Origin of the sequence: Phocaeicola barnesiae DSM 18169 = JCM 13652 (assembly GCF_000374585.1) — a bacterium.
In the GTDB taxonomy this organism is placed as follows: domain Bacteria; phylum Bacteroidota; class Bacteroidia; order Bacteroidales; family Bacteroidaceae; genus Phocaeicola; species Phocaeicola barnesiae.
In genome coordinates this window covers 226,640-253,482 of sequence record NZ_KB894646.1, presented here as the reverse complement: position 1 = coordinate 253,482, position 26,843 = coordinate 226,640, and the positions used below count along the sequence as shown (strand labels likewise).

Here is a 26,843-nt window from a genome sequence, read left to right as displayed (position 1 = left end):
GTATTCCGTATGCAAAGATAGCGAAAGTCGGGTGCAGAGACAAATAGGATGCACAGTTTTCTGGTTTGGACTGTGCCGAGCCACTTCATGGCTTGCTCTTTTAAACTGTAAAAAGTGCCTGAACCCCGTTTTTCAGGGTGCAGACACCTTTTGGAGTATCATTACACGAGGTTTGGTTGTAGACAACCTCCCCGTTTAAACTATTAACTTTTAATTTTTAACTATTAACTTTTAACTCTCTTATATCCCATTGCGAAGCAGCCAATTTCCACGAAGCAGACCAGCGGTACGATAAATCCCAGTGCCATGGTCGTTGTGTCGGCGATGTAACCCATCAGTACCGGAGCGACAGCCCCGCCCACAATGGACATAATCAGAAACGAAGAAGCCCGTTTGGTCTGTTCGTCCAGTCCCCGGATAGCCAGGGCAAAGATAGTCGGGAACATGATGGACTCGCACAGGAAACAGAGGAAGAAGCCCGACAGTCCCATTTCCCCCGAAAGGAAAATGACGGCCAGCATGGCAAGGGTAGCTCCGCTTGCACAGAGAGCCAGCAATTTTTCCGGTTGCAGGTATCCCATCAGCCAGCTTCCTCCCATACGTCCCAGCATGAAGAGTCCCATGCCGCCGAACGATAGCCAGATAGAAGCCTCGTGGGCCGAAATGCCCGCCTGTTCGGTTGCGTAGTTAATAAAGAAACTGTTGATACCTGTCTGGGCCGCTACATAGAGGAAGAGGGTAATCAGTCCGTACGTAAAGTTCTGCTGTTTCCATAAGTCAGTCCGGTGGTTTTCTCCGGTCGCTTTCTTTTCCGGGTCCTTTGTAACCTGTGGGTTGATTTCCGGCAGTCTGATGCGTGAGAAGACCAGTGCCACCAGCAGCACCACTACACCGATGATGGCGTATGGCAGGCTGATATTGCTTTCACTGTTTTCGGCAAAGAGAAAAAATCCCCCCACCAGCGGTCCGCAAATCCACCCCAGTCCGTTGAAGGCCTGGGCCAGGTTGATACGCCGTTCGGCCGCGGCCGGTTCTCCCAGCACCGTGACATACGGATTGGCAGCTGTTTCCAGACAGGTCAGTCCGCAACCGATGACGAAGAGCGAGAACAGGAAGAAACCGAAGGACTGCAGCGAGCCCCCCGGAATGAACAGCAGTGCTCCCGTTCCATAGAGCAGAAGTCCCGTCAGTACGCCTGTGCGGTAGCCCCAGCGTCTAATGATGGCACCGGCAGGCAGCGCCATCAGGAAATATCCGCCGTATACCACCGCCTGTACCAGGGCCGATTTGGTTTTCGTAATCCCCAGCGCATCCTGAAAGTGCTTGTTCAGTACATCCAGAATACTGTGGGCAAATCCCCACAGGAAGAAAAGACTGGTTATAAGAATGAAGGGCACCAGCAGACTTGTCCCGTCTTTCAAATGCACCAACTGTGTTTTCTTTTCCATATTTTTTTAATTGAGCCTTTCAAGAATAAATACCTCAAAAAACTCGTTTTTAACTTTTAACTATTAACTTTTAATTGAATACCGTAGGGGCGGGGCTTGCCGTCCGAAACCATCTGTCTCCTCGTCCCAAAACTCGTTTTTAATTTTTCATTTTTAATTATTCATTGAACTTCAGCTTCTGCTCACCTCCAGTCCTCTTCCCGAAAGAGCCATCTCCACGAAACGGGCCTTGTCGTTGGGCCGGTTCTCGTTCAGGATTCTGCGGATGCGGGCCGCCGCTTCTTCGTCTTTGGCCGCCATGTACAGATATCCTCCTCCGCCGGCTCCCGGCAGCTTGTATCCATAGCACAGGTCTGCGATGCGGTCGATGACAGCCTGTACGGCAGGCGGGTTCGTTCCGCTGTCCAGCGCCTGGTTCTGTTTCCAGCTTACACCCACCAGCCTTGCCATTTCTTCGTAACTGTTCCGTTGGATGGCGTCGTGCATGTCCAGGGCATGCTGCTTCATCTGTCGCAGCAGTTCCAGGTGTTCCGTGCTGTTCAGGAACATTCCCTTTACGATTTCCGCCAGGATACCCTTGGCCGTACGGGTCAGCCCCGTGTAGTACAGCAGGTGGCACTTGCGGTATTCGCTGTCCGTGAACAGGTGTTCGGGCAGCCAGCGTACCAGCGGAGTCTGTTTCCAGCCGCTTTCCGTCTGCAGCAGCTTGATGCCCGGCAGGATGCCTCCGTACTGGTCCTGCCAGCCGCCACCGGTGGTAAGCAGCTGTTCCAGTACCAGGGTGCGGTTGCCTATCTCCTGTTTGTCCCATCCCAGTCCGCAGAAATCGTTTACGGCTCCCAGCATGGTAGCTGCCAGAATGGAGCTGGTTCCCAGACCGGAACCCGCCGGAATGGCGGAGAGCAGGGTCACCTCCAGTCCGCAGCCGAAAGCCTTCAGCTGTTCCTCCAATGAGGCATACCGTTCGCGGCAGAAATCCGGATGGAAGCCTGCCAGGGCAAGTGCCGCCTTCGGTATGGAGAACGGCGAGCCTACCACGTTGAAGTGTCTCAGCTCTTCGTAGGTAGTCACTGCTTCCATGGCCCCCAGGTCTATGGAACGCAGGATGATATGATATTGTTCTTTATTCGGCTTGATATAAACCTGTAGTGGGGGCTGTCCGTTCAGGGTGATGGCCAGGTTGATGACGTTTCCGCCCTCGTTCAGGCAGTAGGGAGGTGTGTCCGTCCATCCGCCTGCCAGGTCAATCCGTACCGGGCTCCGCCCCCAGACAATCTGGTCGGCGTAGACCGACAGCCTTGGAGACTGGCGGTGGTAAGCCTGCTCCAGCAGTCCTTCGCGCATCTGTCCGAAAGCCTGTGCTTCCTGCCGTTGGGCCTCTTCTGTCTTCCCTTGCAGTTCCAGGGTGCGGGCACGGAACATCGCGTCGCCGACCCGTGTCATCAGTGGAGCCTCCCGGGGCAGTTCCTCCGGTAGAGGCAGGCTGTGTCCGGCAAACTGTTCTGCCGCCTCCTGCAGGTTCAGCTGGTAAAATACGCTGCGTTGCCAGTTTCTGGCCAGCGCTGTCCAGTTGGCGTCACGGAAACTCTCCCGTTGGGCGGTCAGCCGGCGCAGGTTGGCGTAGGCCGAAATCTCGTCGGCCGACAGCTTGCGTGCCTGTACCCAGACGGCACGTCCTTCCGCGTCGGTGGGGTCGTTCACCATCCATTGCAGCGCCTTGCCCAGTTCCTCTACCGTGTGGCATACCGGGAAGATACGGGCCGCCTGCAGGTCGTTTGTCCCTTCTATGTCAGTTGTCTGCAGGCCTCGTTCAGCCAGCCATTCCGTGACGGGATGTCCCAGGTAACTGACTGTTTCGTCTGTCAGGCTGCCCTTGAAAGCGTCGTTGAATCCGTAGGGACGGGCTACATAGTCCGTTTCTCCCAGCGGAACCACATCGATGCACACTCCGGCAGGTACCTCCAGTCTCCAGTTGTTTACCGGTACTCCGGTAACGATGTTCCGGTGGTTCAGCCTCCATTCCTTGCCGATGAAGCTGTTTTCCACCCACAGTTCCGAATTCTCCGGTTTCAGTTCGATTTGGATTTCCGCGTTCTGGGTGAACATGGCCGGATGTGGCTTCACCTTGTGCAGGCTGATTTCCCGCTGGTCCACAACCAGGTTCTGCACCGCCAGGGTCGACGAAATCATCTCCCGGCTCGTGCCGTAGTGGTAGAACTCACCGTCCGGCAGGGGCAGGATGGCTACGCTCAGGCGGTTTACCTCTTCGTCCGTTTGCTGCGGATGTTCGCCCAGGGCAGGACCGAACTCCGAGTACATGTCGTAGTAGCCCGTTTCCCCGTTTCGGGTGGAACGTCTCATGATCAGTTCCACCGCCCGGTCACTCAGCAGCCATACCCCGATGTCCATCAGGAAGTAGGAGTGCTGCATCAGTTCGCCCAGCGTCTCTACGCTCGGTTTCTGGAGCATGTAGTCCAGTCTCTCCGGTGTCTGCCGGTTCATCACGAATACCCCGTGGTTCTTGGCCAGGCTCGGGTCTACCCAAAGTCCGTAGCACACCACATCCGCTTCCGGAATGGACTGCAACGGCTTTCCTGCACGTACCAGGATGTCTCCGCTTACAATCATCGTGTGCAGGCTGTCGGGAGCCTTCTCCATCATCTGCTGGTAAAGCGGCAGCTGTAGCGAGAGCAGGTTCTGGGTGAGCCGTTGTCCGCGTCCCCAACGGTACACCGGTATCGGGGTCAGGATTTTGCCCGAGGGTGCGTAGGCAGGCAGGCGCCGGCTCTGTCCGCCCGCGTGCAGCAGGATACGTTTTTCACGGGACAGCCATTCTGAAGCATCCGTGGCCCCTTCGTGAGCCATACAGGCCTGCAGCAGCCAGGTGGTCCCTCCTCCCGAACCCAGCTTGTGTCCGATGGGGTCCGAGGTGCAGAACCATTCGTTCCGGTCTGCGTGGGTTATATCATGAAAACATTCCACCAGGTTCGGCGGAAGCGATAATAGCTTTTTCATCTTGGTTTAATGATCAATGATTAATGAATAATGAATAATGAAAAATGAACAATGAACAATGAATAATGAATAATGGTCAATGAATAATGAATAATGAATAATGAATAATGAATAATGAATAATGAATAATGAATAATGAATAATGAATAATGAACAATGATCAATGAATAACGGAACAGTAGTATATACCCGTTTTTAATTATTCATTTTTAATTATTAATTATTAATTGTCTTACAGCTTAAATATCCGTTTCATCAGTTTCCATTTTTCGTGCGGAGAATCTTCCGGTCGGGCCTTCTGGAATTTGGCCATGTGGGCTTCCCATTCCGCCTGGCGGGGCAGGGTACCCAGCCGGGTATAGTCCCGTTCGAAATCGAATTCGTCGGTGGTGTCCATAATCATGAAGAGCCGTGTCCCGTAAAGGTAAATCTGCATATCCAGAATTCCTACGGTACGGAAACCTTCTTTTACTTCTTCCCATACATGGTCATGTTCGGCCACATAGGCAGCTATCAGTTCCGGATCGTCATACAGATCCATGGTTTGGCAAAAACGTTGCATAAAATTAAGGGGTTAAAAATGGGGAAAGTGCCTTGATTCCCATTGGGGAGAACAGGCACTTTCTATGGTTTTGCTTTACGAGGTTATCGTTGCAAACAGTTGCCTCGCTTAAATTGTTAACTTTTAATTATTTGGAAGAGTACATACTCTCATAATATTTCTGATAATCTCCAGAAGTTACATTATCCATCCATTCCTGGTTGTCCAGGTACCAGCGAACCGTCTTTTCAATACCTTCCTCAAACTGCAGGCTCGGTTCCCACCCCAGTTCCTTCTGCAGCTTCGTAGAGTCGATGGCATAACGCATGTCGTGGCCCAGACGGTCGGTCACGTAGGTAATCAGGTCCATGTCTTCACCCTCCTTGCGGCCCAACAGACGGTCCACCGTGTTAATCACCACCTTGATGATGTCAATGTTCTTCCACTCATTGAAACCGCCTATGTTATACGTCTCCGCCGTCTTGCCGTTATGGAAAATCACGTCGATGGCCCGTGCATGATCCTCCACATACAGCCAGTCGCGCACGTTTTCCCCCTTGCCATACACCGGCAGCGGCTTGCGGTGACGGATGTTGTTGATGAACAGCGGAATCAGCTTCTCCGGGAACTGATACGGCCCGTAGTTGTTCGAGCAGTTCGTCACGATGGTCGGCATGCCGTACGTGTCGTGAAACGCCCGCACAAAGTGGTCGCTGCTCGCCTTGCTGGCAGAGTAGGGGCTGTGCGGGTTGTACTTCGTATCCTCGTAGAAGAAATCCTTCCCGTACGCCAGGTGATGTTCCGCCGACGAAGCCGTGGTAGTAAACGGCGGCTCGATACCCTCCGGATGCGTCATCTCCAGTGCCCCGTACACCTCGTCGGTAGAGATATGATAGAAACGCTTGCCCTCATACTTCTCCGGCAGACCTTCCCAGTACACCTTGGCCGCCTGCAGCAGCGACAGCGTACCCATCACGTTGGTGCGTGCAAAGGTAAACGGATCCTTGATGCTGCGGTCCACGTGACTCTCCGCCGCCAGGTGAATGATGCCGTCCACGTGATACAGCTCCATCAGCTCCTGCATCTTCTCGTAGTCGCAGATGTCCGCTTTAATGAACACATAGTTGGGCTGGTTCTCAATGTCCTTCAGGTTCGCCAGGTTCCCCGCATACGTCAGCTTGTCCAGGTTGATGATACGGTACTCCGGATACTTGTTCACGAACAGGCGCACCACGTGGCTGCCAATAAATCCGGCACCGCCGGTAATCAGTATGTTACGTTTGAATGTAGTCATGAATATTTTCTTTGCTGTTATGCTTGCGAAAACTCTTTGATACGTTGTTCTTCTGACAGACGGCAAATTAATAGTTGTCCGTTTCTTTCTGCTACTATATAGCCGTCCAGGCCTTCTAACACTACTTTTCGTTCGTCTGCCGTATGTATCACACAGTTTTTGCAATCAAAAAGTTTCACATTTTGCCCCACAGCCGCATTTCCATTTTTATCTTGTGGTAACAACGTGTGTAGTGAACCCCAACTTCCTAAATCACTCCATCCGAATTCAGCTGGCAACACATAAATATCTGTAGCCTTTTCCATTACGGCATAGTCGATGGAAATCTTTTCACAGGTAGGGAAAAGACGTTTCAACTCTTGTTGTTCCATTTCTGTAAACAAGGCAGGCTCCAGTTCATCCATTACTCCGGCTATTTGCGAAGCATACGTCCGGATTGCTTTGGTTATAGTATTTACATTCCATACAAATATTCCTGCATTCCAAAAATAGTTTCCTGCTGCTACATATTTTATAGCTGTTTCCTTATTGGGCTTCTCTTTGAATGCTTCCACTTTACAGATACCGTTTGTGTCAGTTATTCCTTGAGCAGCTATATATCCATAACCTGTTTCGGGTCTGTTGGGTTTTATACCTAACGTTACTATGGAAGATGACTCAGCTGTTTTCTTCAATGCTATGTCAATGCAACGTGCAAATTCCGTTGTATTTATAACCAAGGCATCCGATGGAGTAACCACAATGTTAGCTTGTGGGTATTCCTTTTTTATTTTCCAGCAAGCATAAGCTATGCAAGGAGCAGTGTTTCGTGCTTCAGGTTCTGCTAAGATATGGCTTTCCGGCAATTCCGGTAATTGTTCTTTTATGATGTTTGTATATTTTTCGCTGGTAACTACCCAGAAATTCTGTATTGAGCAAAGCGGTAAAAAGCGTTCTACAGTGAGTTGTATCAATGATTTTCCGCATCCCATTACATCAATAAATTGTTTGGGGTATTCAGGAGTACTCATAGGCCAAAATCGGCTTCCAATTCCTCCGGCCATGATAACTACATGATTTTGCATATTATTAAACCTTTTATTTGTGAAAAAGTTTGTTGTATAGGTTTTGTGCCGCAATTTGCTCTTGGCTTGTTGTGAATAATTTCAATACTCTATCATGAGCAGCTTTAGCATATTGTTTTTTTAATTCCTCATTTGATAAAATTGTATCAATAGCTTTAGCGTATTCTATAGAATTACTGTTTTCTACTTCTATTCCTGTTATTCCATTTAATGATACGTAATTAACTCCAGAACCTGTAATCTTAAAAGTAACAGGAACAGCATTACAAAACATACCTTCTGCAAGGGCTAATCCAAAAGCTTCATTTTTTGTAATGGAAGGAAATGCAAAAATATCAGCTGCATACATATAGCATTTTAGTTCATCTTCGGAAATTTTCCCAATAAAAAAAACTCGATTAGATTTTGTTTGCTGCTTTAATTGTGGGGTTAATGGCCCTTCCCCTGCTATAATGATAGCACAGTTGTTTTGTATATATTTTTCAGCTTCAATCAAGTATTTAAGTCCTTTGTATGGAACATGTCTACCAACAAAAAATATTATAGGAGCGTTATTATATTTTTGTTTGAGTGTAGTTATGTGTTCGTTGTCGCCTTCTCTAATTTTAAACCTGTTTATATCTATTCCATTATTGATAATGATAGTTTTAGATATGAAGTCTCTTAAAGGTATGGAGTTATCTCTATAATTAGGACTAGTTACAATTATAGTATTAGCTCTTTCTAGAAGTCTATGCTCTTGTGATTTTATAAAAAAATACAAAAATTTTTGTTTGAAGATATCTAAATGCCAATGAACTATCAGTTTTGTATTAGAGGGTATTAGGCTTAAAATAAGTAGAGCCACGAATGGATTGGGATGGTGGAAGTGTATAGCATCAGGTTGCCATGATTGAATGATTTCTTTTAATTTTTTAAAATAGGAAAAAGATAAAGGTTGACTTGCTATTTTTATAAACGTTCCACATCTTATTACTTCAATTCCATTGATAATGTCTATTTTATCTTTGTTCTCATTATTAAAACAGATGATCTTATTTTGATAAGCAGGGAGACCTTCTGCTATGTCTTGGCAAACAACTTCTGTACCACCTTTGTAAGGATAGTAATATTTAGAAATGTGTAATATCTTTTTCATAAATATTAATTGTTATTTTGGAGGAAATGATTGATAGCATTTAAGTATTGTTGTGCTGTTTTTGAAAATGTTGGCGTGCTTATGTTGTTAAGTGAGTTAAGTTTGGCTTTAATCTCTGATTCAGTTAGTAGAGTAGCTTTTTTCAATCCATTGGCAAATTCAGTAGGGGTATATGCTTTTAATTGTATAATAAAATCTTGTTGAGATAAGTTAGGGTCAAATAATCCAATAGGAATACAACTCCTATCTATACATGTTTTATAAGTTGCATTATTGATGGAAATAGATGGCCTTATTGGAAGTATGCAAAATAATGCATTGGAAAATTCTTTATATATTTCTTCATTAGTTAATTTTTTCTTGAATTGTACATTGTAATCTTCATATGTATTTTCAAAATCAGAACTTGATATGATAGTTAAATAATATTCTCGATTATTATTGAAAATCTTCCATCCTTCTAGCATCTCTTTAAATGCTTTAGTCTTGTTTATTAAACCAAGATATATAAAATGTGTATTAGATTTTGTTCCTTCCTCATTCTGATCACATATAATATTACTTGGAATATCTCTGATATTTGCTATCTTATTTTTACTTTCCAAATATGATTTTGTTTTCTCATCAGTTACAAGAAAGAATTTTGAATATTTTATAATTTGATTAATAATAAATCTTCTGAAAAAATTAACTCTAAAATATTCGTGTAATGAGATTATTAATATGGCATGTTTTTTGTTGCATATGTTTGAGAGTCGTTTTATAGCAAATAAAACTAATGGGTTTATCTCTGCAAATGGATACTCTATGATAATAATATCATTTTCTTGTATATCAGATATTTTATATATCATGCGAGTCATTTTAAGAGAAAATATTTTATTTAGGAAACTTGTATTCCCAGATTCGACTGAATATGTTTTCAGTTTTTTCCCGTCAATATGCTTTTTAAATTCTAAAGCCAAATTATAAGAGAAGTGTCCTATTCCATCTGAGATACTTCCGCTATTATTACAAATTTGAATAATTCTATTTGGTATCATTACCGTTTAATTATATTGGTTATAATTTGTTTTGTTGTGATAAGTACATATCGAAGATTATTTATTATATAATCTAATGGATATATGGGGCTTTTGGTTTCTTTTATTATTTTATTATTTTCTTTGGTGGCAGATCTGAATTGTTTGGAGGAAACTCCATCTAGGTCAAAAATGCTGAAAGGAATCGGTAAATAATAGAAGGTATAGTTTTTTAGATATAGATATCTAATGAGATTAAAATCTGCGGCTATTCGGTATTTTTCGTTAAATCTAATATTCTTTAATATTTCTTTTTTGATAAAGCAACTTTGATGTGAAAATGGCATTCTATATGTTAATAGGGATAATTTCTCGGCTTTATATAAGTATATATTGTTCGATTTTTTTTTATATACGTCTCCGTATATGATTTCAAATTTTTTGTGATTCCCTAAAATACTCTTACTTACTTTTTCTAGGATGTGATTATTTGCAAATGTATCTCCTGCATTCATAAAGAGAATCCATTCTCCGTTAGCGTATTGTATTCCTTTATTCATGGCATTATATATACCTGTATCAGGTTCACTTTGCCAATAAGAGATATTTTTTTCGTATTTTCTTATGATATCTATAGTATTATCTGTACTATTACCATCAATAATAATATATTCAAAGTCATTATAACTTTGTTCTATCACAGATTTGATAGTCGATTCGATTTCTTTTTCTGCATTGAATGATATTGTAATAATTGAAAATAGCATATTTTGGTATTATAAAAATGGAATATATTCTCCTGTAAAAGAATAGTGTAAATTTGTATTTCTATGGTTGATTTTTTGAGCTGGTATACCAGCAACGATAGTATATGGAGCGACATCTTTTGTAACAATGGAACCTGCTGCAATAACGGCACCTTCTCCAATTGTAACGCTATGAAGAATAATGCTATTAGGGCCAATCCATACTCTATCTTTTATGATTACAGGTTTTTTATTTGGACTACATCTAAATTCAGGGTCACGATGGTCGTGTTGTTCTGTCCATATTTGGACATTAGAACTTAAGTTAACATTGTTACCAATTATGATTTTATTTCTTCCATCTAAGATTGCTTTATCTCCGATAATGCTGCCTGTGCCAATTGTGATATTATATGGTTCTCTAATTTCTGCACCATAGTAGATTACGGATTTGGGAGATATATTCATTATACATATTTTTTTGTAAATCATATTTCTGATATGATGTGAAGGGAATAGAGAAGTCTGTAATAAATAATATCTAACAAATCCAGAGTAATATCTGATGATTTTCTTTTTTAATGTATTGTTTCTATCGTTTCCATGTTTTCCATCTTTTGGGGTGGAATCCTTCTTTTTTTTGAAATAAATAAAAATAAGAGGAGAAAAGATTATTAAAAATAATAATCGCTTAGCTATAATTAGGAGGAGGATAAATAAATACATCATATTCTTATTTTGTTAGGTAAATAATTCTTTTTATGACTTCTCTTATTTTCTCTAATCTTGTTTTATTTTTTTTCCATGTACCTGCAAAGTGATGTATGGCATATGTATTGCTTGTAATATTAAGTTCGTGTGTATCCCATGTCATAGGACTGAAATAGTCTACTGGAAAACGGAATATTTTATTAGGAATATTATAATTATTCTCTATTTCTTCTTTTGCTTTTATATCTATAATCTCATGTTTTTGTGATATAATATTAAGCATTATTGCTGGTAAAACTTGTGTCTCAAATTTTCCTAATCCTAAATTGAAATGTTTGTTTTGATAATAGTCCAAACAGTCTTTTATCCAATTTATACCTTTTTCGGCTCCTAAAACTGCTGCCTCTATTCCATGTGGCGTGTTCTCTTTTCCAATAAAATAAGGTAAATCTAATAAAGAATCGAAAGAGCGTAAAACTTCAACGTCTGTATCGAGATATATTCCACCATAATTGTATAAGGCATACAATCGGATATAATCTGCAGCAAAAGCATACTTTTTTACTTCAAAAGCTTCTTTTACCCATATTGAGCTATTTATATCAAAACGATTTAAATCCCATAGTATTAATTCATAGTCGGGTAGAAATTTTTTCCAACTCTCAATGCAATATTTAATTTTTTCTGGATAAGGATCTCCGCTTAGCCAACAATAATGAATGATTTTGGGTATCATATTTATCTAAAAATGCAAATTTAATTAATAATTAGTCCATGTATTAAATTCCTCGGTTAATTGAATCCCTTTTTCATTAGGATGATTTTTGAAATATTTATATAGTGAGGCTTCGACCTTAATATTACGGATACGGTAAAAATCTTGTGCTAAAAGTTTTGCCGGTATTCCTCCAATGATATTGCCACTTTCTATGGAGAGGGTTTTATTCACTAAGCTGTTAGCACTAACAATAGTATAGGGAGGTAATGTTACTCCTTTTGTAATAGTAACCCTATTACTTATAAATGTATAAGCACCTAATAATACCGGTTTGGAAGAGTTATATGCATATCCATGATTTGAAGCTATAAAATGAAAGTCCGTATCATATATTTGATTTTGGTGTCCAAGAACGACCATTTTTTCAAATTGAAGTCTATTGCATGAACTTAAACTGTTTTGATTGTTCATTCTGAAATGTTCTCCGAAAATAATTTCGCCATTATTATATACTAAGATTCTGCATCCACAACCTATTTGAGCTTTTCCTTTAAAAATAAGAGTTCCAGAATTAAGAATGACTTCTGTATTACCGTTAGAATTGCAAGGTGATTCGTTTGTACAATTTATGGTAATCATTTTGCTTGATATCTTAGAAGATTCAATTTTGATTTTACCATCTAATTTAATAAGTCGGACATTCCCATAAATCCAGATTGGTAATCGTATTGCTTGCTTAAATGGAAGAAAATAAAAATTAACAAATATAGTTTCTGGTAAATTAAACCAGTTTTTTGATAATAATTCGATATAAAATCTTATCGAAAAGAGTTTGATAAAACGTTTCATCATAATTTTGATTGTATTTTTTTCCATAAAAAATTACGATCAGCTGGTGTTAATACTAAATATGAGTTAATGATAATTCCTAAAACTGTTGTTAGTATAATGCTGATACAAAGTGATATCCAATTATCTTCTAATAAATAGTTTTTTATTAGAAAAGAGAAGAAACTTAGTATTAGAATAGATAAAATATTTATTATAATAGGACGGTAAAAAATAGTTGACCTTAAACCTAAGCACTTGGCTCCATAAATAGGCAGGAAAGTTAGTACTCTTATTAATCCCACTATTGTACGAGTTGATGCCAAAATAAAAAGTTTGGCTGTATCAGATTCTACAGAATAAATTCCTATAAGGACAATAATAATTATAATTATACTGTTGTAGAGCAGATTTAATGATGATTTTTTTACTTGATTTGTGATTGTAAAAATATTCCAAAGACTTTCTTGGGGTAAACCACATACCATCCCGATAGTAGATGCAATTGTAAGTGTATATAATAAGTTATTATTTTCCCCAGGAATCCACAATTTATAGAAAACATCACCATATACATATAGAATAGTTAGTGGAATAGAAGAGAATATTCCTAGTATACGTATGGATTTAAGTAATTCATCTTTTAATTTATCAATTTGTTTCTTAGCATATAGTTCAGTCCATTCTGGGGCAAAACAGCTAGAAAGAAGTGCAAATACTGATAAAATGACTATAGGTATTGTTTTAGTAATAGACAATATGCCCATAGCTGTAGCACTGATAAATAGATTGGCAAGTAAAAGGTCAAATCCTTGTGACAATATGTCACTTAATTTTGAGATTAGATTCCATGCTCCTGCCCGTATAAGTTCTTTTACGGCTTTTTTATTGTATTTTCTTATGGACAAATGGAGTTCCGGGGTCAATTCTTTAGTATATCTATAGTTATAGTATCCTATATAAATTGTGTATATCAGAGCGGATATACCTAAATACCAGACATGTGGAACAAAAAATGAAAATAGAACTATCAGTAAAATAGCTCTACTGATATTTCCTATAATAGTACGTATGGAATTGAGTTCTAATCTATTTCGTATGAAAGTTGAAACAGCATAAACATTGGTAACAAGACCAATTATGGAGTTTAGTAATAATAAGGCAAATAATGCTTTTGTATCCCATATTAAATTAGCTGGTATATTTATACAAACTTCTAAATAATAAATTAAGATTGTTGAAATAATGAATAAGAAAATGCTTATTAATAAATTTGAGAAGAATACAGATGAGAAATATATGTTAGCCTTTTCTATGTTATTCTGATGAACGCTTATAGTGATAAATCTTCCTGCCATTGAATTTAGAGCAATGGTTATTAGCGTCGTATAGCTAATTATATTATTAGCTAAACCAACAAATCCATATGCTGCAGCTCCTAATGATTTGACAATAAAAGGTGTTAAGAAAAAACTTATACCAATTTGTATTCCAAAAGCAATTAGCTGAGCAATAATATTTATTGCTAGTTGTTTGTTCGTATTCATTGAAAGTTTGTCAATTTCTCAGAACTTGTAATTAAATGTATCTGTTTGAAGATTTTTTTTAGATGTTTGTTTCCCCAATAGCAATATCCTTTTAATATACTGTATTGGAAATACATATTTCCATAGAGGTGTGCATTTATTGCATAAATTATAGCTGCCTTTATAAAAGATATAATCGCGTTAATAAAATGTAAGTAGATGATAAAAAAATGTTGATGTTTTATATTTAAATCGTAGATTTTTAGAATTGGAGCTGCATATCCAAAACCCTCTAACATTTTCTTAAAATATGCAATACTTAATCTTTTCTGGGGGAGAACATGGATGAATTTTAAATCATCTGAAGCTTTTAGTTTATACCCTAATAATATAATCCATCTACAAATCTCGGAATCATCTCCAGCTAATAACAGATTTCCTTTTCGTCCGGTTAAAAATAATGGATAATTATTGTGTATGATTTGTTCATAAATGCTTTTTCTTATACAAATTCCGGCACCATAAAGGAAAGCTATATTATTTTTTTGACTTCCTAATGCATAACAGTTTTGCATTTTTTGTATGATGGCTGGAGGGGTTATCTCAAATTCTCCTATACCCATTCCACCACATGCACCAATTCTATTATCATTGTTTATTATGGAAAATGCATTCTGTATATAATTTCTGTAAAGTAAATTGTCATCATCACAAAAGATAATATAACTATATTGAGCTTCTTGTATGCCTTTTATTCTTGCATAAGCTAATCCAGCTTTATTCTCTACTATAATTTTAGATTGAATATGTGGATGTTTTTCAAACAGTTCTCTTGCGACTTTTTCTGTATTATCTGTGCAATTGTTGGTGACTAAAATTATTTCCCATTTTAAATCCGGTTTTGTCTCTTGATCAAAAAGATGCTGAAGACATCTACTTATAATTTTTTCGCTATTATAACAACAAATAATAATGCTAATACCTGCTTCCATACTTTGATTAATTATTGATCATGCTTTTTCCATTTGAATCCCAGATAAATAAAAGGCTATCTGGGCTTTCTTTAAAAGGCATAGAAATAACAGTCATTTTTATAAAATTCAGTAGAACTATCCATGTGAATAGTTTATACGGCCAAGAAATTTTTTTCTTTTTATTTAAAACGTGATAGAAGCAATGAGCAATGATATAAAATTGAAATATATAGAATAAAAAGTTTATTCTCATAAAAAGTTCAATTTGATTTAATGCTGGAGCTAAAATGGAACCAATTAATGCTAAGTTATAAATATAGATTTCATTACGCTTAGTAGTATGGTGGAAGACTTTATATCCTACCACAATAGTATATATACAGTTTAATATGTATGATAGAGAAAGTCTCCCCATATCTAAATTTTCACCAGTGAACCAGGATTCTGCGTCTTGCTGATATCCACTAAATCGGTTCGCTATTTGGATTTGTTGTATGAGCTCTGCGATAAATGCCATTGAATTTGGTTTGAAAGTCAGTAGAAGTATACAAAAGATACTTAAAGCTACTAATGGGGGGAATATTATTTTTTTTATATGGAAAATGATGAAAATAAAGATAATAGGTATGATACTTGCGTAATGTGTAAGGAATGCTAATATACTTACAACTATATATAATAGATATTTTTTCCTTTCTAAATAATATAATGATATTAAAATAAATGAAAATGCCAGAAACCATCTCATTAGATTTTCTGCTAAAAATAGATAGAATGCAAGTAAAGGCAAAGAGTAGATTAGGTAATCTTTATGATTCTGTAAAAATATGGTCGCTGATAAAATTAGGATAAAGCTAAGTAAAAATACAAATGATTGATAATCAAGACTTAAATAGTTGCATGCTAAAACTAGAAAAGTAAAAAATGGTTCAAAGTCTGTATTAAACTTGTATTTAGAAATTTCTTGATAGGCTAAATAATAATTATTGAAATCAGTACCTCTTCCCCATCTTAATCCTTCGGTGAGACTAAATATTAAGATTGCTATACTCATATATGCCCAATAATGTTTTTTGTGTAAATTTATTTGTTGGCCTATTATGCTTAAGGATACTAACATAAAATTGTATAGTAGAAAAAATATCAAATTGGGCTCTTGAAAATACATAATTATAAGGTTTCTTAGAAAAAAGAATTGTTTTTATTAGTTCTGATTTTTAGATGCACTTAATAATAGACTTATCATATTAGAAGTATTGTAAGTTTCCAATTTTAGGGTAGCCCCTTTTAGACGGGCGCCAGTCGGCACCCGTCTAAAAAAGAATCCACAAATTTAACGATTATTATTTGCATATTGTCATGGGAAGGAGGTTTTCGTAATCCGTTCTTCCCTTTTTTAATTCTCTGAGCAGCCTGCAGAAGTAATCCCTGAAGGAGACTCCTGCCTGTTTGCATGTTTCTATAAAGGTATTATAGATTGCGGAGTTCTGTATTCCTTTCACGCTTCCGAAGAACAGACTGTTCTTTCGTTGGACAGTGATTGGTCTTATCGCTCTTTCCGCCGCCATATTGTCTATGGAGTATTCTCCGTCATTTCTGTAGGCGAAGATCTGATTCCAGAAGTTCTTCAGATAGTTAAGGGCCTTGCCCATAAGCTCGCTTCGACTCTCATCCGGATTTGCCAGCAAATCATAAAGTTCCGTCCTTATCTTATCGATGATTTCTGTCGTTTCCTTACAGTTCCTTCTGCGGTAAATCTCGTCTGCTGTGAGTTTTTCCCGGCGGTAAGTTTCTTCCATTCCGTATAATTTTGCTATCAGCTCAAGGAAGATTCTTGCCTGCGGGCTTCCCTGGTCGTAGGCATACTTGAACTTTGCCCTTGCATGAGCCAGACAACAGAGATGCTCTATATCCATAAGTTCATTGTCAAGATACATATAAGGGGGGATTGGCACCGTCCTGAAGGGCAATCTTCTTGAGGGCAGGTATCAGCTTATTGAGTTGCATGGCACCTTTGTCGGCCCAGTTCAGCAGGTTCTGCACAGAAGTGTTCCAGTCCATATCCGACAGACGGTTCTTTGCCTCCCTGTATGCTGGCGTTGACATCTGGAAGCGGTTGAACATAAGATACGAGAGCATGTTTGCCGTAATGCTTGTACCCGGTACAATCTCATTGTAGATGTCAGCCCGGGCGTCATCTTTCATGGGAAGGAACATGCTTTCAATCCTGCCGTCGGCATGCTTTACCTTAAGCACTTCAAAGTGATGTTCCTCAATATGGCTCACGATATTTCTTATTTTACGATAGCTTGATGATATCACTACAGACCCCTCAGGAAGCATTGTATAATCGGACTTATGTATTATCGGAGTGCCTACACATTCCTTGTTGTATCTCATTCCTTTTCTATACGGTTTTTCGTCCTTACGCTCTATTTTCATGAACTTATAACCCTTTATGAAGGACTTCTCATGAAGGTAGTAGGCATTGCGCTCATAGTGTATCATGCGAACCTTGCGCTGGTCTTTAGACATGAACATGTAAACATCGCCGTTCATCGGGTCACGGTGGTACCTGCCGCGGATTATCTCGCATATACGCTGGGCCTTGCATCTCATATCGTGAAGCTCAGGAAGGTAGTAGAAGTTGTGAAGACCGTTGATGCTCAGCATAAGCCCTCCAGTTTCTCTACCAGTGTTTTCAGCCCCTGATAGTCTAAGCCTTTCTTCTGTATGCACAAGCCCTCACGAGTTCTTATCGTCACCATGATGTTTCCTTTATGGGAAGATGTACGCTTGGGCTTGTCTTTAGCAACATCATGCTGCTCTTCATTGCCTGCCTGGATCAACTCTTTAGGAATACCTTCCACTTCTACAGGTACAACCTTCTTCTGTGTCTTCTTGAACCAGTCATAGAATGCAGTGTATGGAATATTGTTGCTAATGCAGAACGAGTTGATGGAAACTCCATTGGGCTCACCCTCGGTTTTGTAGAGGAACCACAGTCTTTCAAAATCTTTTTCGCTAAACATAATCTTTCAAGTTTTAAGTTTAGCACGAAGGTATGGGAAAGAGCAATGCTAGTCAATACGCCAATTTTGGAAGTTTACGTTAAGACACTATTTAGAGATGTTAGGTTATGAACTTATACAGACCTAATATTTGTTGGAATTAGCATGATTTATAATGTTGTCTATTGTATTTCTATAAGTTTAAAATGTACTTTTCAGTTTTTGCCAATATTCCTGTCCAATTAATTTCCAACCTCCTGTAACACAAACAGCTAAGAATATAAATCCTAGTACAATGACTTTTCGACTGGCTCCAGAAGGTTGTAAAGGTACAGTAGCAGGTTCTACTACGGCAAAAACCGGTTTCTCTTCCTGGATTTTAGCTCGGGCTACCTGCAGTTGCTGAGCTACTTGGGAATATACTTGAAAAGCCAGATTCATGTCGTTTTGCAACCGTTCCTGTTCGGTGCGGACGCTATGGAGCACCAGGCTCTTGTTGGCATCCACGTAACGGGCATAGCGCTGCTGGGCTTCGTAATACTCTTGTTGGCGTTCCTTGTAGAGTTGTTCCAAATAGGCACAGTCTTCTTTCGCCTTGGCAATTCGGTAATTGATGATGTATTGCTGGAGTTTGGTTACCACACTGTTTGCTACCATGGCGGTTACCTTGGGGTCTTGTAGTGTAACGGATAGGGTGGTAATTCCGGTTTTCTTATCAATATCAGCTGCTATATTCTTTCGTAAAAATTCTACTTTTTGGCTTTCTTTTTTTGTCAGTTGAAACGGATTTAGCGTGACTACAGTATCCGGTTCTTCGGTGAACAGTCCTTTGACGAATCCGATAGTCTTTCCTGGTACCGCTAATACTACTCCTAGCCAGGACCCCCGTTGTTCATCCAGATAGGCTATCAGGGTGGTATCCAGTTCCCCGTTCAGTGTCTGTACCCGGGTATCGAAAAGTTCCAACAGGAAAGGGGTAGAAGATACGATTTCCTTGGATATGGCGGTATTTAAGGCGTCGGGAGTAGTACCCATAGTGTTAGCTCCAAAGAACGAAGCGGCCATGCTGGCCAGCCCACTACTTTTAGCATCGTTGCCCATTTCGGGAGAAAGGGTTACCGATGCAGTGTATTGTTTGGGGATGCTGAAGGCGATGATAATGCCCAGTACCAGACCGATACCGGCTGCCTTGTAGAGGGTTTTGCGGATGGCAATAATCCGGCGCAGGAGATCCATCCAGTCAATTTCGAATTCATCGTTCTCCGTTTCCGGAGTAGGGGAGGTATAGTTTTTGTTTTCTTCCATGTCTATTGTGAGTTGCCTAAAACTAGTTCGTTATTAATTATTCATTATTAATTATTCATTATTAACTATTCATTATTTTCAGTTTTTGATGAGATTGGTGAGCGTCGCAAACATCGTAGCGAGGGAAGCGAACGAAGTGGCATACCCCATGATGTTGTTGAAGGCGTTCGGTTTACGCTGCTTGGTCGGAACGATGATTTCGCAGCCCGGCTCAATCTGGTTCTTGCCGCTGCCTTTCACCTCGGCTATCTGGCCGTTCATGTAGACAATGAATTTCTTGCTCTTCTTGGCATTCTGGCTGTAGCCTCCTGCCTGGCTGAGGTAGTATTTCACGGACTTGCCCGGGGTATAGGCCACGGTGTTGTCCATCATCACGGCTCCGCTGATTTTCACGGTGCTTACGTATTCGGGAACCACAATTTCGTCGCCTTCACGGAGTACAATGTCGGCAGCACTGCCCGGGTTCTTCAGGGCGGCTTCCAGATCGATACCTACGGTATAGGTGTTTTCTACTTTCAATCCCATGGAGTCGAGGGCGCCGGTACCGAGTTCCTTGCGCATCATTTCTACGATGTCCTGCATACGGGCTTTTTCTTCTTCGTTGGCCCGGCGGATGAGTTTGGCTCCTTTCACGTAGGCAAACTCGGTAGGACCGCCGGCCTTGTTCAGCAGTTCGCTGATGCGTTCGTTCTTGTGGGTGAGGGAATAGGTACCGCCATACAGCACTTCGCCGCTGATGCTGACATTCTGTTGGGCCTGGTAGGCAGGACTGCGGCGGACAAAGACCTGGTCGTAGGGTTGGAGCACGAAACCGGGCTGGCCGTCAACAACGAAGCCGTCCTTCAGCCCGAAGCTGAACAGTTCGCCGGTTTCACGGCCGGTGGTGGTACCCTTCGGGTCCTTGATGCGGCGGGCTACGTCTACACGGACCACCGAAGCGGATTCCTTCAGGCCACCGGCACCGATGACCAGATCTTCCAGCGTCATGTTGTCGGCGTAGGGATAGGTACCCGGCAGGGCCACCTCGCCGAAAATCTGTACGTCACCCAAATCCTGCAAGTCGTGGATGCTGGGCACGTAGAGCACATCGTTTTTCTGGAGGGGTACATCGGGAATGGTACCGGCCATCAGGGCCTGGATATCAATCTGCAGGACTTCGCGGGTCTTGTTGGGGCGTTCCCGGTAGAGGACGGCACGACCGGTAAAGGCTTCGTCCAGCAGACCGTCGGCCTTGGTTACCAGTTCGCGCACGGTATTCAGGCGGCCACTCAGTTCGTAGATGCCCGGACGGGTCACGGCACCGCGGATTTCCAGCTTGTTTTCGAAACGGTCCAGAATGGCGTCGGCGGTAATCACGTCACCGTCCTGCAGGGTAAAGACGCTGAAATCGGGATTCTCCACGGTCTTTACCTGGTATTCCTGTCCGTTCTGGCGGACGATGCGCAGGGCCTTGGTGTAGGCGTCGCTGCTGAATCCGCCGGCGTATTTCAGTAGGGTACTCAAGGTTTCGTCTTTCTTCAGTTCGTAGCGCATGGGGCGTTTCACGTTGCCGCTCACCTTCACCAGGGCCTCATAGGCGGGAACGATGATGACATCGCCTTCCTGCAGACGGATATCGTCGTGGGTCTGTCCTTTCAGGATAAACTGATAGACATCGATGGTAGCAATCTTCTTGCCGTTGCGTACCAGCTGCACGTTACGCAGGCTACCGATGTCGCTCATGCCGCCGGCCCGGTAGAGGGCGTGGAAGACGGTAGAGAAGCCCGAGAGGGCATAGGTACCGGGCTGGACTACTTCGCCCATCACATTCACCTGGATGGTGCGGCCGTTGCCCAGGGTGACACGAATCTGGTTGCTCTGGTCGGCATAGATCTTGCTCAGGGCCTCCTTCAGATAGGATTCGGCCTTGGCTACGGTCATGCCGTTCAGGTTGATGGGGCCCAGTTCCGGAATGTTGATGGTGCCGTCCGGCGAAAGCTGTTCGCGGATGGTGTTCTGGCTGGCTCCCCAGATATCAATGATGACCTCATCGCCCGGACCGAGGCGGTAGTTGGGCGGCGTGGCCAGGTTGATGCTCGGCTCGAAAGTCAGGTTCCGGCTGTTGAAGATGTTCCGGCCGAAAATCCGGTTTTCCCGGTTCAGGCTGTCGCGCTGCAGGGTGTCCAGTTCGAAGGTAAACGGGGAAACTTCCTTGAGCTGGGTGCGGAGGCGGTTCTCGACCTGTTCGGTTCCGCTCAATATTTCTCCGTCCTCGCTCTGGGACTGGATTTTCTGCTCATACAGTTTCTTGACACGCTCGGCCTGGGCACGGGTAACACCCCGACGGGCCAGTTCGCTGGCAATGACCCGTTGGTCCTTACCGGCCTTCAGGCCTTCCATGGCATATTCCAATACTTGTTGGTCGGTCATCTGTGACTGTGCAGAAATGCTTCCACCGAAGCCCAGGCACAGCAGCAATACAAAACTGAGGATTGACTTTCTCATTCGATTAATCTGTATTTATATGTTTTGATTTTTAAATTAGTGACTAACGGTTAAAAAACGATTACTGGATGGAGGTAAATCGGTAGGGGCGACCTGCCCGAATGCATCAGGTATCTCAGCGAATAACCCCTCGTTTTTAATTATTCATTGTTAATTATTCATTAATACGCGTTCTTCTCTCCGTGGAACACATTGGCTACGGTCTTGTAGATGATGTAGAGATCCAGCCAGAAGCTCCAGTGCTCGATGTACCAGATGTCGCCCCGGATACGGCCTTCCATGTCCTTCAGCTCCTTGGTCTCGCCGCGGAAACCGGTAACCTGGCTCCAGCCGGTGATGCCGGGTTTCACGAAGTGGCGCACCATGTATTTGTTGATCAGTTTGGAGTATTCTTCCGTATGCTTCAGCATGTGCGGACGGGGACCTACGATACTCATGTCGCCCAGCAGCACATTGATGAACTGCGGCATCTCGTCCAGGTTGGTTTTCCGCATGATGTTGCCCCACTTGGTCTTGCGGGGATCGTCCTTCGTTGCCTGCAGGGTATCGGCCTCGGCATTCACCTTCATGCTCCGGAACTTGATGACATAGAATTCCTTGTCGTTCAGTCCGTTCCGCTTCTGGCGGAAGAAGAGGGGACCGGGCATGGTCAGCTTGGTCATGATGAAGACTACCAGCAGGATGATGGGGAAGAGGGTACAGAGGAAAAACAGGGAGAACACGATGTCGAACGTCCGTTTCAGAATCTTGTTCGGCATTTCGCTCAGCGGGTCACGGCGCAGACTGAGGTAGGGGACATCGCCCAACATGTTCAGGTACACCCGGTTCTGCAGGTAGTTATGCAGGTTGGGCACACTGTTGAAGTGTACCAGGTGGTTTTCGCAATAGTTGATGATGGGGATGATATGGTCCCGATGGACGGACGGCAGGCTGCAGAACAGGTGATGTACCTGCGGATGAGCCTTCAGGTAGGCAGGTACCTCGTCGGGGGTACCCAGGTAGGGACATTTCTCCGGAAAACGGTCGCTCGGGGCGAAGTCGAAATAGCCGTTCACCCGGTAACCGGTATAGGAATCGTCCATCATCTCGTGGTACAGTTCCAGGTTGCTGGTGCTGGCTCCCACCAGGACTACAAAACGAAGGTTCCCTCCGCGGCGGCGGTAAAGCTTGACGAACGAGCTGAATACCAGCCGGTAGGCACTGACGACCAGGAAGCAGAGGCAGATGTAGGTAAGGTAGAAGTAGCTGTCTACCCGTACATATTTCAGGACCGAGAAGGCCAGTCCGGAGATGACGGCGAAATACACTGTATTGCGGAAAGCTTTCATTACAATCTGGTGGGCATACACCTTGCGCATGTGCAGGATGACGCTGTTCCGGCCGGTGGCTACCAGGTAGCTGAAGCTGATGATGAGCTGCAGCGCCCAGACAGATACCCATGGGGCGACAGCTGAATTTTCCGTTTTGCACAACAGGTAGAACAGCAGGTTGTACAGGATGAAATCGCCGGTTTTCACAAGGAACACCACAAAACGGTTGTAGCGGTTGGTCTGCATTTCCATAATCAAGAACTTTCTATTTTTGTTAGCCATTGGGACCCGGAATTTCGGAAGGGCTTCCCCGTCCGGGCGCGCTTCGCGGCTACCTGCCACAGAAGCGGACAGGCAGTCGCGGAGAAATTTACTCTTCTTTTATCCGGCAAAAATAAGGATTTTTATGCGACTTACCAAATGAAAAAAGGCCGTAAAACGCTTCCGGAACGGTGTTTTGTACGATTTGTTAAAACTTTTGTGTGTTTCCGGAAGAGGAATTTTACCGAAGTGGGGGGCGAAATGCGAAGGAAGTGTAGGAAACGGTAAATTTGCGGAAGAGTTTCAAGGCCTGTGCTTTCAAAAAAATAAAAAAAATCAGGAAAAGGTTTCCTTCGTGTTGAATTTTTCCCGACCTTTACACCCGAACCGGAAAGGACGGTTCGGCAATTTGTTACTACTTTTTTAATCTTTAAATTTTGTGAACTATGAGGAAGGGTTGGCACAAGAAAACGAAAAAAATTGATGAATTATTGAATGAACTGTCGAATTTGTTGACATTGCTCATAGATCGGGATGCCTCGGAATTCACTTACGACCGTTGTCGGCTTATCCTCAAGTCTGCCATCCAGCTGGGGAGACTGACGCTCCGGAACAACCGCATGAGAGGCAGATTCTAGCACACGTTGTTTTTCTGACACACCATTTTCTCCTTTTTGACACAAGACGGCTGTCAACCTTCGTTTCCCGGTAGAAACCTGTCGGGCCCGATTCGTATGCCCTTTCAGGAACTCCGCCCACTCAACTCCATCCACGCTCCATCCCCTCGTCATTCATTGTCAATGATTCATGATTCATGATTCATTTTTCATGATTCATGATTAACCGGATTATCTTTTATTAAATTTTAATCAAACCTAAAAACAGAGACCATTCTCGCCCTTCATCGGCCCTGTAGCCCCTTAAAACCCGTTATTGAACAGAGAATACCCTACTTTTTTAACATTTGACAGTCCCGGAAATACGCCGTACATTTGCGCCGACCTCACGAAAGAGGTGTATATTTTTTTTAATTTTTAAATCCATTTCTTATGGAAAATCAAAAGATGACGCTGTTCGCCAACGTGAACAGCAAACGGGCAGAACGCCTGGTGACACTGGAAGAGTGGATCCAACAGATCCGGACAAACAAGACTTTTGCCGAACGGGTAGAGCGGCGGCAAAAGCTCCTCCTGAAAGGGCGGAACGATGAAGCCGACCGCATCAAGCGCTCGCTGCCGGCTCTGGTACCGGCAGGCAACTGCCAGAACGGAAGGAAGGTGAACCTGCTGACGGACCGCACCGGTATCGCTCCCTTCGACTTCGACCACCTGGAGGCCGAGCGCCTGGAGGAGGTCAGACTGGATTTGCCGCAGTATCCCTGGGTGAAGGCGGTACACCGTACCTGCTCGCTCGACGGACTCCGCGTGTTTGTCAACGTAGGGGTGATGCACCCGGATGTCTATCCGCAGGCTTACCGCACGGTGGCCGACTGGTTCAAGAAGGAGCTGGCCCTGGCGTACGACCCGGCCTGCAAGGACCTGTGCCGGCTTTCGTTCGCGGCCTCGGACCCGGAGGCCTACTACACCGCCAAGACGGAGGTGTTCCCTTATCCCGAGGGCTTCTCGCCCTTCGGCTACCAGCCGCCTACGGGGCCTGATTTCTCGGAGGACCATCATTATCCGGTGCGGATGCAGCAGGATAACTCGGCCGTACGGGTGAGCTGTTTCCTGAACAGCTTCCTGCAGAAACATCCCTTCGAGCCGGGCAGACGACACACCACCCTGGTGCGGATGGGACAGGTGGCCCGCTGGAGACACCTGACACGGACTGACCTGGAGGAGCTCAAGAGCATGGCTTTCCAGAGCCTGGGACAGCTCCCGATGAAGGAGTACACGGATGCCCTGGAATGGGGGTATGCGCACTCTTCGGAAGCCCCGCTTTCGTACTGGGAGAAGGTTCAAAAGGTTCAAAGGTTCACCAATGGGTGCTCCGACGGGACAGAAAACGGGTTTTTGGAGGGTAAAACGGTGCCCGATGAGGTTGATACTGAGGCAGAAGCTATATCGACGGCGCCCTTTTTCGAAGAGGAGGTTGTTCAGACCCTTCCGAGCCTGTTTTTGCGGGGGATGACGGCTGCCGCGACGCACCGCCAGCGTGACGCGCTGCTGCTGGGCATGCTGGGTATTCTGTCGGGTTGCGAACCGGGCGTGCGGGTACGCTATGCCAACCAGGAGGTGTCGCCGCACCTGTATGTGGCGGTACTCGGTCCGGCCGCTGCCGGAAAGGGGGTGCTTGCCTATGCCGCCAGCCTGGCACAGCCCATCCACGAGGAGCTGGTGGAGCAATGGAGAAAGGCGATGAAGGAGTTCTCCACGAAACGGGTGGCCTGGGAGCTGGAGCAGCGGCGGGCGCTCCGGGAGAAACGGATGCCGGACATGGAGCTGAAACCGGAGGAACCGGCCCGGCAGGCACTGCTCGTACCGCCGAATACTTCGAAGAGCCAGCTGATAGCTGACCTGGAGACGGCCGACGACAGGGGACTCATCTGCTACACCTCGGAGATGGATGCCTTTACGGCGGCGGTGGCGACGGACTACGGGAAGCATGCGCCGGAACTGCGTATGATTTATCACCACGAGCCGGTGGGGCTGAACTACAAGGGAGACGGACGCATGGTGTATGTGACGCAGCCGCGACTGGCCATCTGCATGTCGGGCACGCTGCAGCAGTTGGTGAACTTCGTGCCTTACCGCGAGGACGGGATGCTGAGCCGTATCTGCTTCTACCTGCTGCCGTCGAACCCGGAATGGGTATCGGCCGAACCGGACGAGGCGGCCTTCGACCTGAAGAAGCTTTTCCAGCAGTTGGGCAGGGAAGTGGCCGACCTCTTCCACTTCCTGGAGAAGAATCCTACCCGGGTGACCTTCACCAAGGAGCAGTGGCGGATACACGACCGCCTGTTCCGCTCGCTCCTGGGACGGGTGCTCCTGGAGGACGAGGAGAACACGCAGTCCATCGTGAACCGCCACGGGCTGATGATGATACGCATCGCTACCCTGCTGACAGCCATCCGCAAGTATGAGCAGCGCTCCGTGGCCAAACAGTGTATCTGTACGGACGTGGACTTCCGGACGGCTCTCTCGCTGGTGCAGACCATGCTGGTACACAGCCTGCGCGTATCGACCATGCTGGAGAACCAACGGGGGAAAAGGAAGCCGATGCGGGTATTCCGCCAGATGCAGGAGGTGCTGGACAAGCTGCCTCAGGAGTTCACGCACAAGCAGTTCATCGAGGCTGCCGTACAGGAGGGTCGCTCGGTCAGTACCGCCAAGCGCTCTTTGGACAAGGCCATTGAGCTGCAACTGGTGGAGAAAACGGACCGGAACTATCGGAAGATGAGCCAATAAACCGGTCGCAAGGCGGTGTCTGGATATTGTAGCTGTTTTT

Annotated in this window: 20 protein-coding genes and 2 pseudogenes; 2 read left to right on the top strand and 20 right to left on the bottom strand. The window is 44.0% G+C overall.

Annotation, left to right across the window (positions count from 1 at the left end):
* Positions 1 to 224: 224 nt before the first annotated feature.
* From C510_RS0106070 to C510_RS0105975, 20 genes and pseudogenes are all read right to left on the bottom strand, one after another.
* Positions 225 to 1,448 (bottom strand): sugar MFS transporter, encoded by a 1,224-nt coding sequence (locus C510_RS0106070; RefSeq protein WP_018710449.1) that lies wholly within the window; start codon positions 1,446 to 1,448, stop codon positions 225 to 227.
* 171 nt (positions 1,449 to 1,619) lie between these two features.
* Positions 1,620 to 4,463, bottom strand: coding sequence for a bifunctional fucokinase/fucose-1-phosphate guanylyltransferase (locus C510_RS0106065; RefSeq protein ID WP_026320122.1), 2,844 nt, complete (start codon positions 4,461 to 4,463; stop codon positions 1,620 to 1,622).
* A 232-nt stretch (positions 4,464 to 4,695) separates the two neighbouring features.
* Positions 4,696 to 5,025 carry an L-rhamnose mutarotase gene (locus tag C510_RS0106060; protein ID WP_018710447.1) on the bottom strand — a complete coding sequence of 110 codons (330 nt, stop codon included), beginning with the start codon at positions 5,023 to 5,025 and terminating at the stop codon, positions 4,696 to 4,698.
* A 127-nt stretch (positions 5,026 to 5,152) separates the two neighbouring features.
* Positions 5,153 to 6,298, bottom strand: coding sequence for a dTDP-glucose 4,6-dehydratase (locus C510_RS0106055; RefSeq protein ID WP_018710446.1), 1,146 nt, complete (start codon positions 6,296 to 6,298; stop codon positions 5,153 to 5,155).
* Between the two features lie 17 nt (positions 6,299 to 6,315).
* Positions 6,316 to 7,362, bottom strand: coding sequence for a mannose-1-phosphate guanylyltransferase (locus C510_RS0106050; RefSeq protein ID WP_025893066.1), 1,047 nt, complete (start codon positions 7,360 to 7,362; stop codon positions 6,316 to 6,318).
* A 13-nt stretch (positions 7,363 to 7,375) separates the two neighbouring features.
* The gene (locus C510_RS0106045; protein WP_018710444.1) at positions 7,376 to 8,500 is read right to left on the bottom strand and encodes a glycosyltransferase; all 1,125 of its coding nucleotides are present in this window, start codon (positions 8,498 to 8,500) and stop codon (positions 7,376 to 7,378) included.
* Positions 8,501 to 8,505: 5 nt separating this feature from the next.
* Positions 8,506 to 9,543 (bottom strand): glycosyltransferase, encoded by a 1,038-nt coding sequence (locus tag C510_RS0106040; RefSeq protein WP_018710443.1) that lies wholly within the window; start codon positions 9,541 to 9,543, stop codon positions 8,506 to 8,508.
* Entirely contained in the window at positions 9,543 to 10,289 is a 747-nt protein-coding gene (locus C510_RS16165) for a glycosyltransferase family 2 protein (protein ID WP_018710442.1), read from the bottom strand. The genes C510_RS0106040 and C510_RS16165 overlap by 1 nt, the downstream gene beginning before the upstream one ends.
* Before the next feature lie 9 nt (positions 10,290 to 10,298).
* Complete coding sequence (locus C510_RS0106030) at positions 10,299 to 10,997, bottom strand: acyltransferase (RefSeq protein WP_018710441.1); 699 nt, start codon at positions 10,995 to 10,997, stop codon at positions 10,299 to 10,301.
* A 4-nt stretch (positions 10,998 to 11,001) separates the two neighbouring features.
* The gene (locus C510_RS0106025; RefSeq protein ID WP_018710440.1) at positions 11,002 to 11,715 is read right to left on the bottom strand and encodes a glycosyltransferase family 32 protein; all 714 of its coding nucleotides are present in this window, start codon (positions 11,713 to 11,715) and stop codon (positions 11,002 to 11,004) included.
* 24 nt (positions 11,716 to 11,739) lie between these two features.
* Entirely contained in the window at positions 11,740 to 12,549 is an 810-nt protein-coding gene (locus tag C510_RS0106020; protein ID WP_018710439.1) for an acyltransferase, read from the bottom strand.
* On the bottom strand, positions 12,546 to 14,072 hold the full coding sequence (locus C510_RS0106015; protein ID WP_018710438.1) for a lipopolysaccharide biosynthesis protein: 1,527 nt from the start codon (positions 14,070 to 14,072) through the stop codon (positions 12,546 to 12,548). The genes C510_RS0106020 and C510_RS0106015 overlap by 4 nt, the downstream gene beginning before the upstream one ends.
* Positions 14,069 to 15,043: a glycosyltransferase gene (locus C510_RS0106010; RefSeq protein ID WP_018710437.1), complete on the bottom strand. Its 975-nt coding sequence runs from the start codon at positions 15,041 to 15,043 to the stop codon at positions 14,069 to 14,071. Before C510_RS0106010 ends, C510_RS0106015 begins: the two co-directional genes overlap by 4 nt.
* A gap of 7 nt (positions 15,044 to 15,050) precedes the next feature.
* Positions 15,051 to 16,079, bottom strand: coding sequence for an EpsG family protein (locus C510_RS0106005; protein ID WP_162160994.1), 1,029 nt, complete (start codon positions 16,077 to 16,079; stop codon positions 15,051 to 15,053).
* A 289-nt stretch (positions 16,080 to 16,368) separates the two neighbouring features.
* Positions 16,369 to 17,446, bottom strand: a pseudogene (locus C510_RS17905) (IS66 family transposase); the annotation flags it as partial.
* A 90-nt stretch (positions 17,447 to 17,536) separates the two neighbouring features.
* Positions 17,537 to 17,644: pseudogene (locus C510_RS17900) on the bottom strand (hypothetical protein); the annotation flags it as partial.
* Positions 17,645 to 17,691: 47 nt separating this feature from the next.
* Complete coding sequence (locus C510_RS0105990) at positions 17,692 to 18,057, bottom strand: hypothetical protein (protein ID WP_018710435.1); 366 nt, start codon at positions 18,055 to 18,057, stop codon at positions 17,692 to 17,694.
* A gap of 180 nt (positions 18,058 to 18,237) precedes the next feature.
* Positions 18,238 to 19,341, bottom strand: coding sequence for a GumC domain-containing protein (locus tag C510_RS0105985; protein ID WP_018710434.1), 1,104 nt, complete (start codon positions 19,339 to 19,341; stop codon positions 18,238 to 18,240).
* A 78-nt stretch (positions 19,342 to 19,419) separates the two neighbouring features.
* The gene (locus C510_RS0105980; protein ID WP_018710433.1) at positions 19,420 to 21,825 is read right to left on the bottom strand and encodes an SLBB domain-containing protein; all 2,406 of its coding nucleotides are present in this window, start codon (positions 21,823 to 21,825) and stop codon (positions 19,420 to 19,422) included.
* A gap of 161 nt (positions 21,826 to 21,986) precedes the next feature.
* Positions 21,987 to 23,387, bottom strand: coding sequence for an undecaprenyl-phosphate glucose phosphotransferase (locus C510_RS0105975; protein ID WP_025893056.1), 1,401 nt, complete (start codon positions 23,385 to 23,387; stop codon positions 21,987 to 21,989).
* A gap of 455 nt (positions 23,388 to 23,842) precedes the next feature.
* Here C510_RS0105975 and C510_RS16150 point away from each other — a divergent pair, with 455 nt between their 5' ends.
* Both C510_RS16150 and C510_RS0105960 read left to right on the top strand, forming a co-directional pair.
* Positions 23,843 to 24,034, top strand: coding sequence for a hypothetical protein (locus C510_RS16150; protein ID WP_022340025.1), 192 nt, complete (start codon positions 23,843 to 23,845; stop codon positions 24,032 to 24,034).
* A 411-nt stretch (positions 24,035 to 24,445) separates the two neighbouring features.
* Positions 24,446 to 26,803, top strand: a complete 2,358-nt coding sequence (locus C510_RS0105960; protein WP_040366042.1) for a DUF3987 domain-containing protein — start codon at positions 24,446 to 24,448, stop codon at positions 26,801 to 26,803.
* Positions 26,804 to 26,843: the final 40 nt, after the last annotated feature.

What these genes read in the sequence shown, in the direction of transcription:
- C510_RS0106045 (WP_018710444.1), bottom strand. Translation starts at nt 8,500, where the DNA reads ATGAAAAAGATATTACACATTTCTAAATATTACTATCCTTACAAAGGT.
- C510_RS0106010 (WP_018710437.1), bottom strand. Translation starts at nt 15,043, where the DNA reads ATGGAAGCAGGTATTAGCATTATTATTTGTTGTTATAATAGCGAAAAA.
- C510_RS16165 (WP_018710442.1), bottom strand. Translation starts at nt 10,289, where the DNA reads ATGCTATTTTCAATTATTACAATATCATTCAATGCAGAAAAAGAAATC.
- C510_RS0106060 (WP_018710447.1), bottom strand. Translation starts at nt 5,025, where the DNA reads ATGCAACGTTTTTGCCAAACCATGGATCTGTATGACGATCCGGAACTG.
- C510_RS0105980 (WP_018710433.1), bottom strand. Translation starts at nt 21,825, where the DNA reads ATGAGAAAGTCAATCCTCAGTTTTGTATTGCTGCTGTGCCTGGGCTTC.
- C510_RS0106050 (WP_025893066.1), bottom strand. Translation starts at nt 7,362, where the DNA reads ATGCAAAATCATGTAGTTATCATGGCCGGAGGAATTGGAAGCCGATTT.
- C510_RS0105990 (WP_018710435.1), bottom strand. Translation starts at nt 18,057, where the DNA reads ATGTTTAGCGAAAAAGATTTTGAAAGACTGTGGTTCCTCTACAAAACC.
- C510_RS0106020 (WP_018710439.1), bottom strand. Translation starts at nt 12,549, where the DNA reads ATGATGAAACGTTTTATCAAACTCTTTTCGATAAGATTTTATATCGAA.
- C510_RS0106030 (WP_018710441.1), bottom strand. Translation starts at nt 10,997, where the DNA reads ATGATGTATTTATTTATCCTCCTCCTAATTATAGCTAAGCGATTATTA.
- C510_RS0106025 (WP_018710440.1), bottom strand. Translation starts at nt 11,715, where the DNA reads ATGATACCCAAAATCATTCATTATTGTTGGCTAAGCGGAGATCCTTAT.
- C510_RS0106055 (WP_018710446.1), bottom strand. Translation starts at nt 6,298, where the DNA reads ATGACTACATTCAAACGTAACATACTGATTACCGGCGGTGCCGGATTT.
- C510_RS0106040 (WP_018710443.1), bottom strand. Translation starts at nt 9,543, where the DNA reads ATGATACCAAATAGAATTATTCAAATTTGTAATAATAGCGGAAGTATC.
- C510_RS0106005 (WP_162160994.1), bottom strand. Translation starts at nt 16,079, where the DNA reads ATGAGTATAGCAATCTTAATATTTAGTCTCACCGAAGGATTAAGATGG.
- C510_RS0105960 (WP_040366042.1), top strand. Translation starts at nt 24,446, where the DNA reads ATGGAAAATCAAAAGATGACGCTGTTCGCCAACGTGAACAGCAAACGG.
- C510_RS16150 (WP_022340025.1), top strand. Translation starts at nt 23,843, where the DNA reads ATGAGGAAGGGTTGGCACAAGAAAACGAAAAAAATTGATGAATTATTG.
- C510_RS0106065 (WP_026320122.1), bottom strand. Translation starts at nt 4,463, where the DNA reads ATGAAAAAGCTATTATCGCTTCCGCCGAACCTGGTGGAATGTTTTCAT.
- C510_RS0105985 (WP_018710434.1), bottom strand. Translation starts at nt 19,341, where the DNA reads ATGGAAGAAAACAAAAACTATACCTCCCCTACTCCGGAAACGGAGAAC.
- C510_RS0106070 (WP_018710449.1), bottom strand. Translation starts at nt 1,448, where the DNA reads ATGGAAAAGAAAACACAGTTGGTGCATTTGAAAGACGGGACAAGTCTG.
- C510_RS0106015 (WP_018710438.1), bottom strand. Translation starts at nt 14,072, where the DNA reads ATGAATACGAACAAACAACTAGCAATAAATATTATTGCTCAGCTAATT.
- C510_RS0105975 (WP_025893056.1), bottom strand. Translation starts at nt 23,387, where the DNA reads ATGGAAATGCAGACCAACCGCTACAACCGTTTTGTGGTGTTCCTTGTG.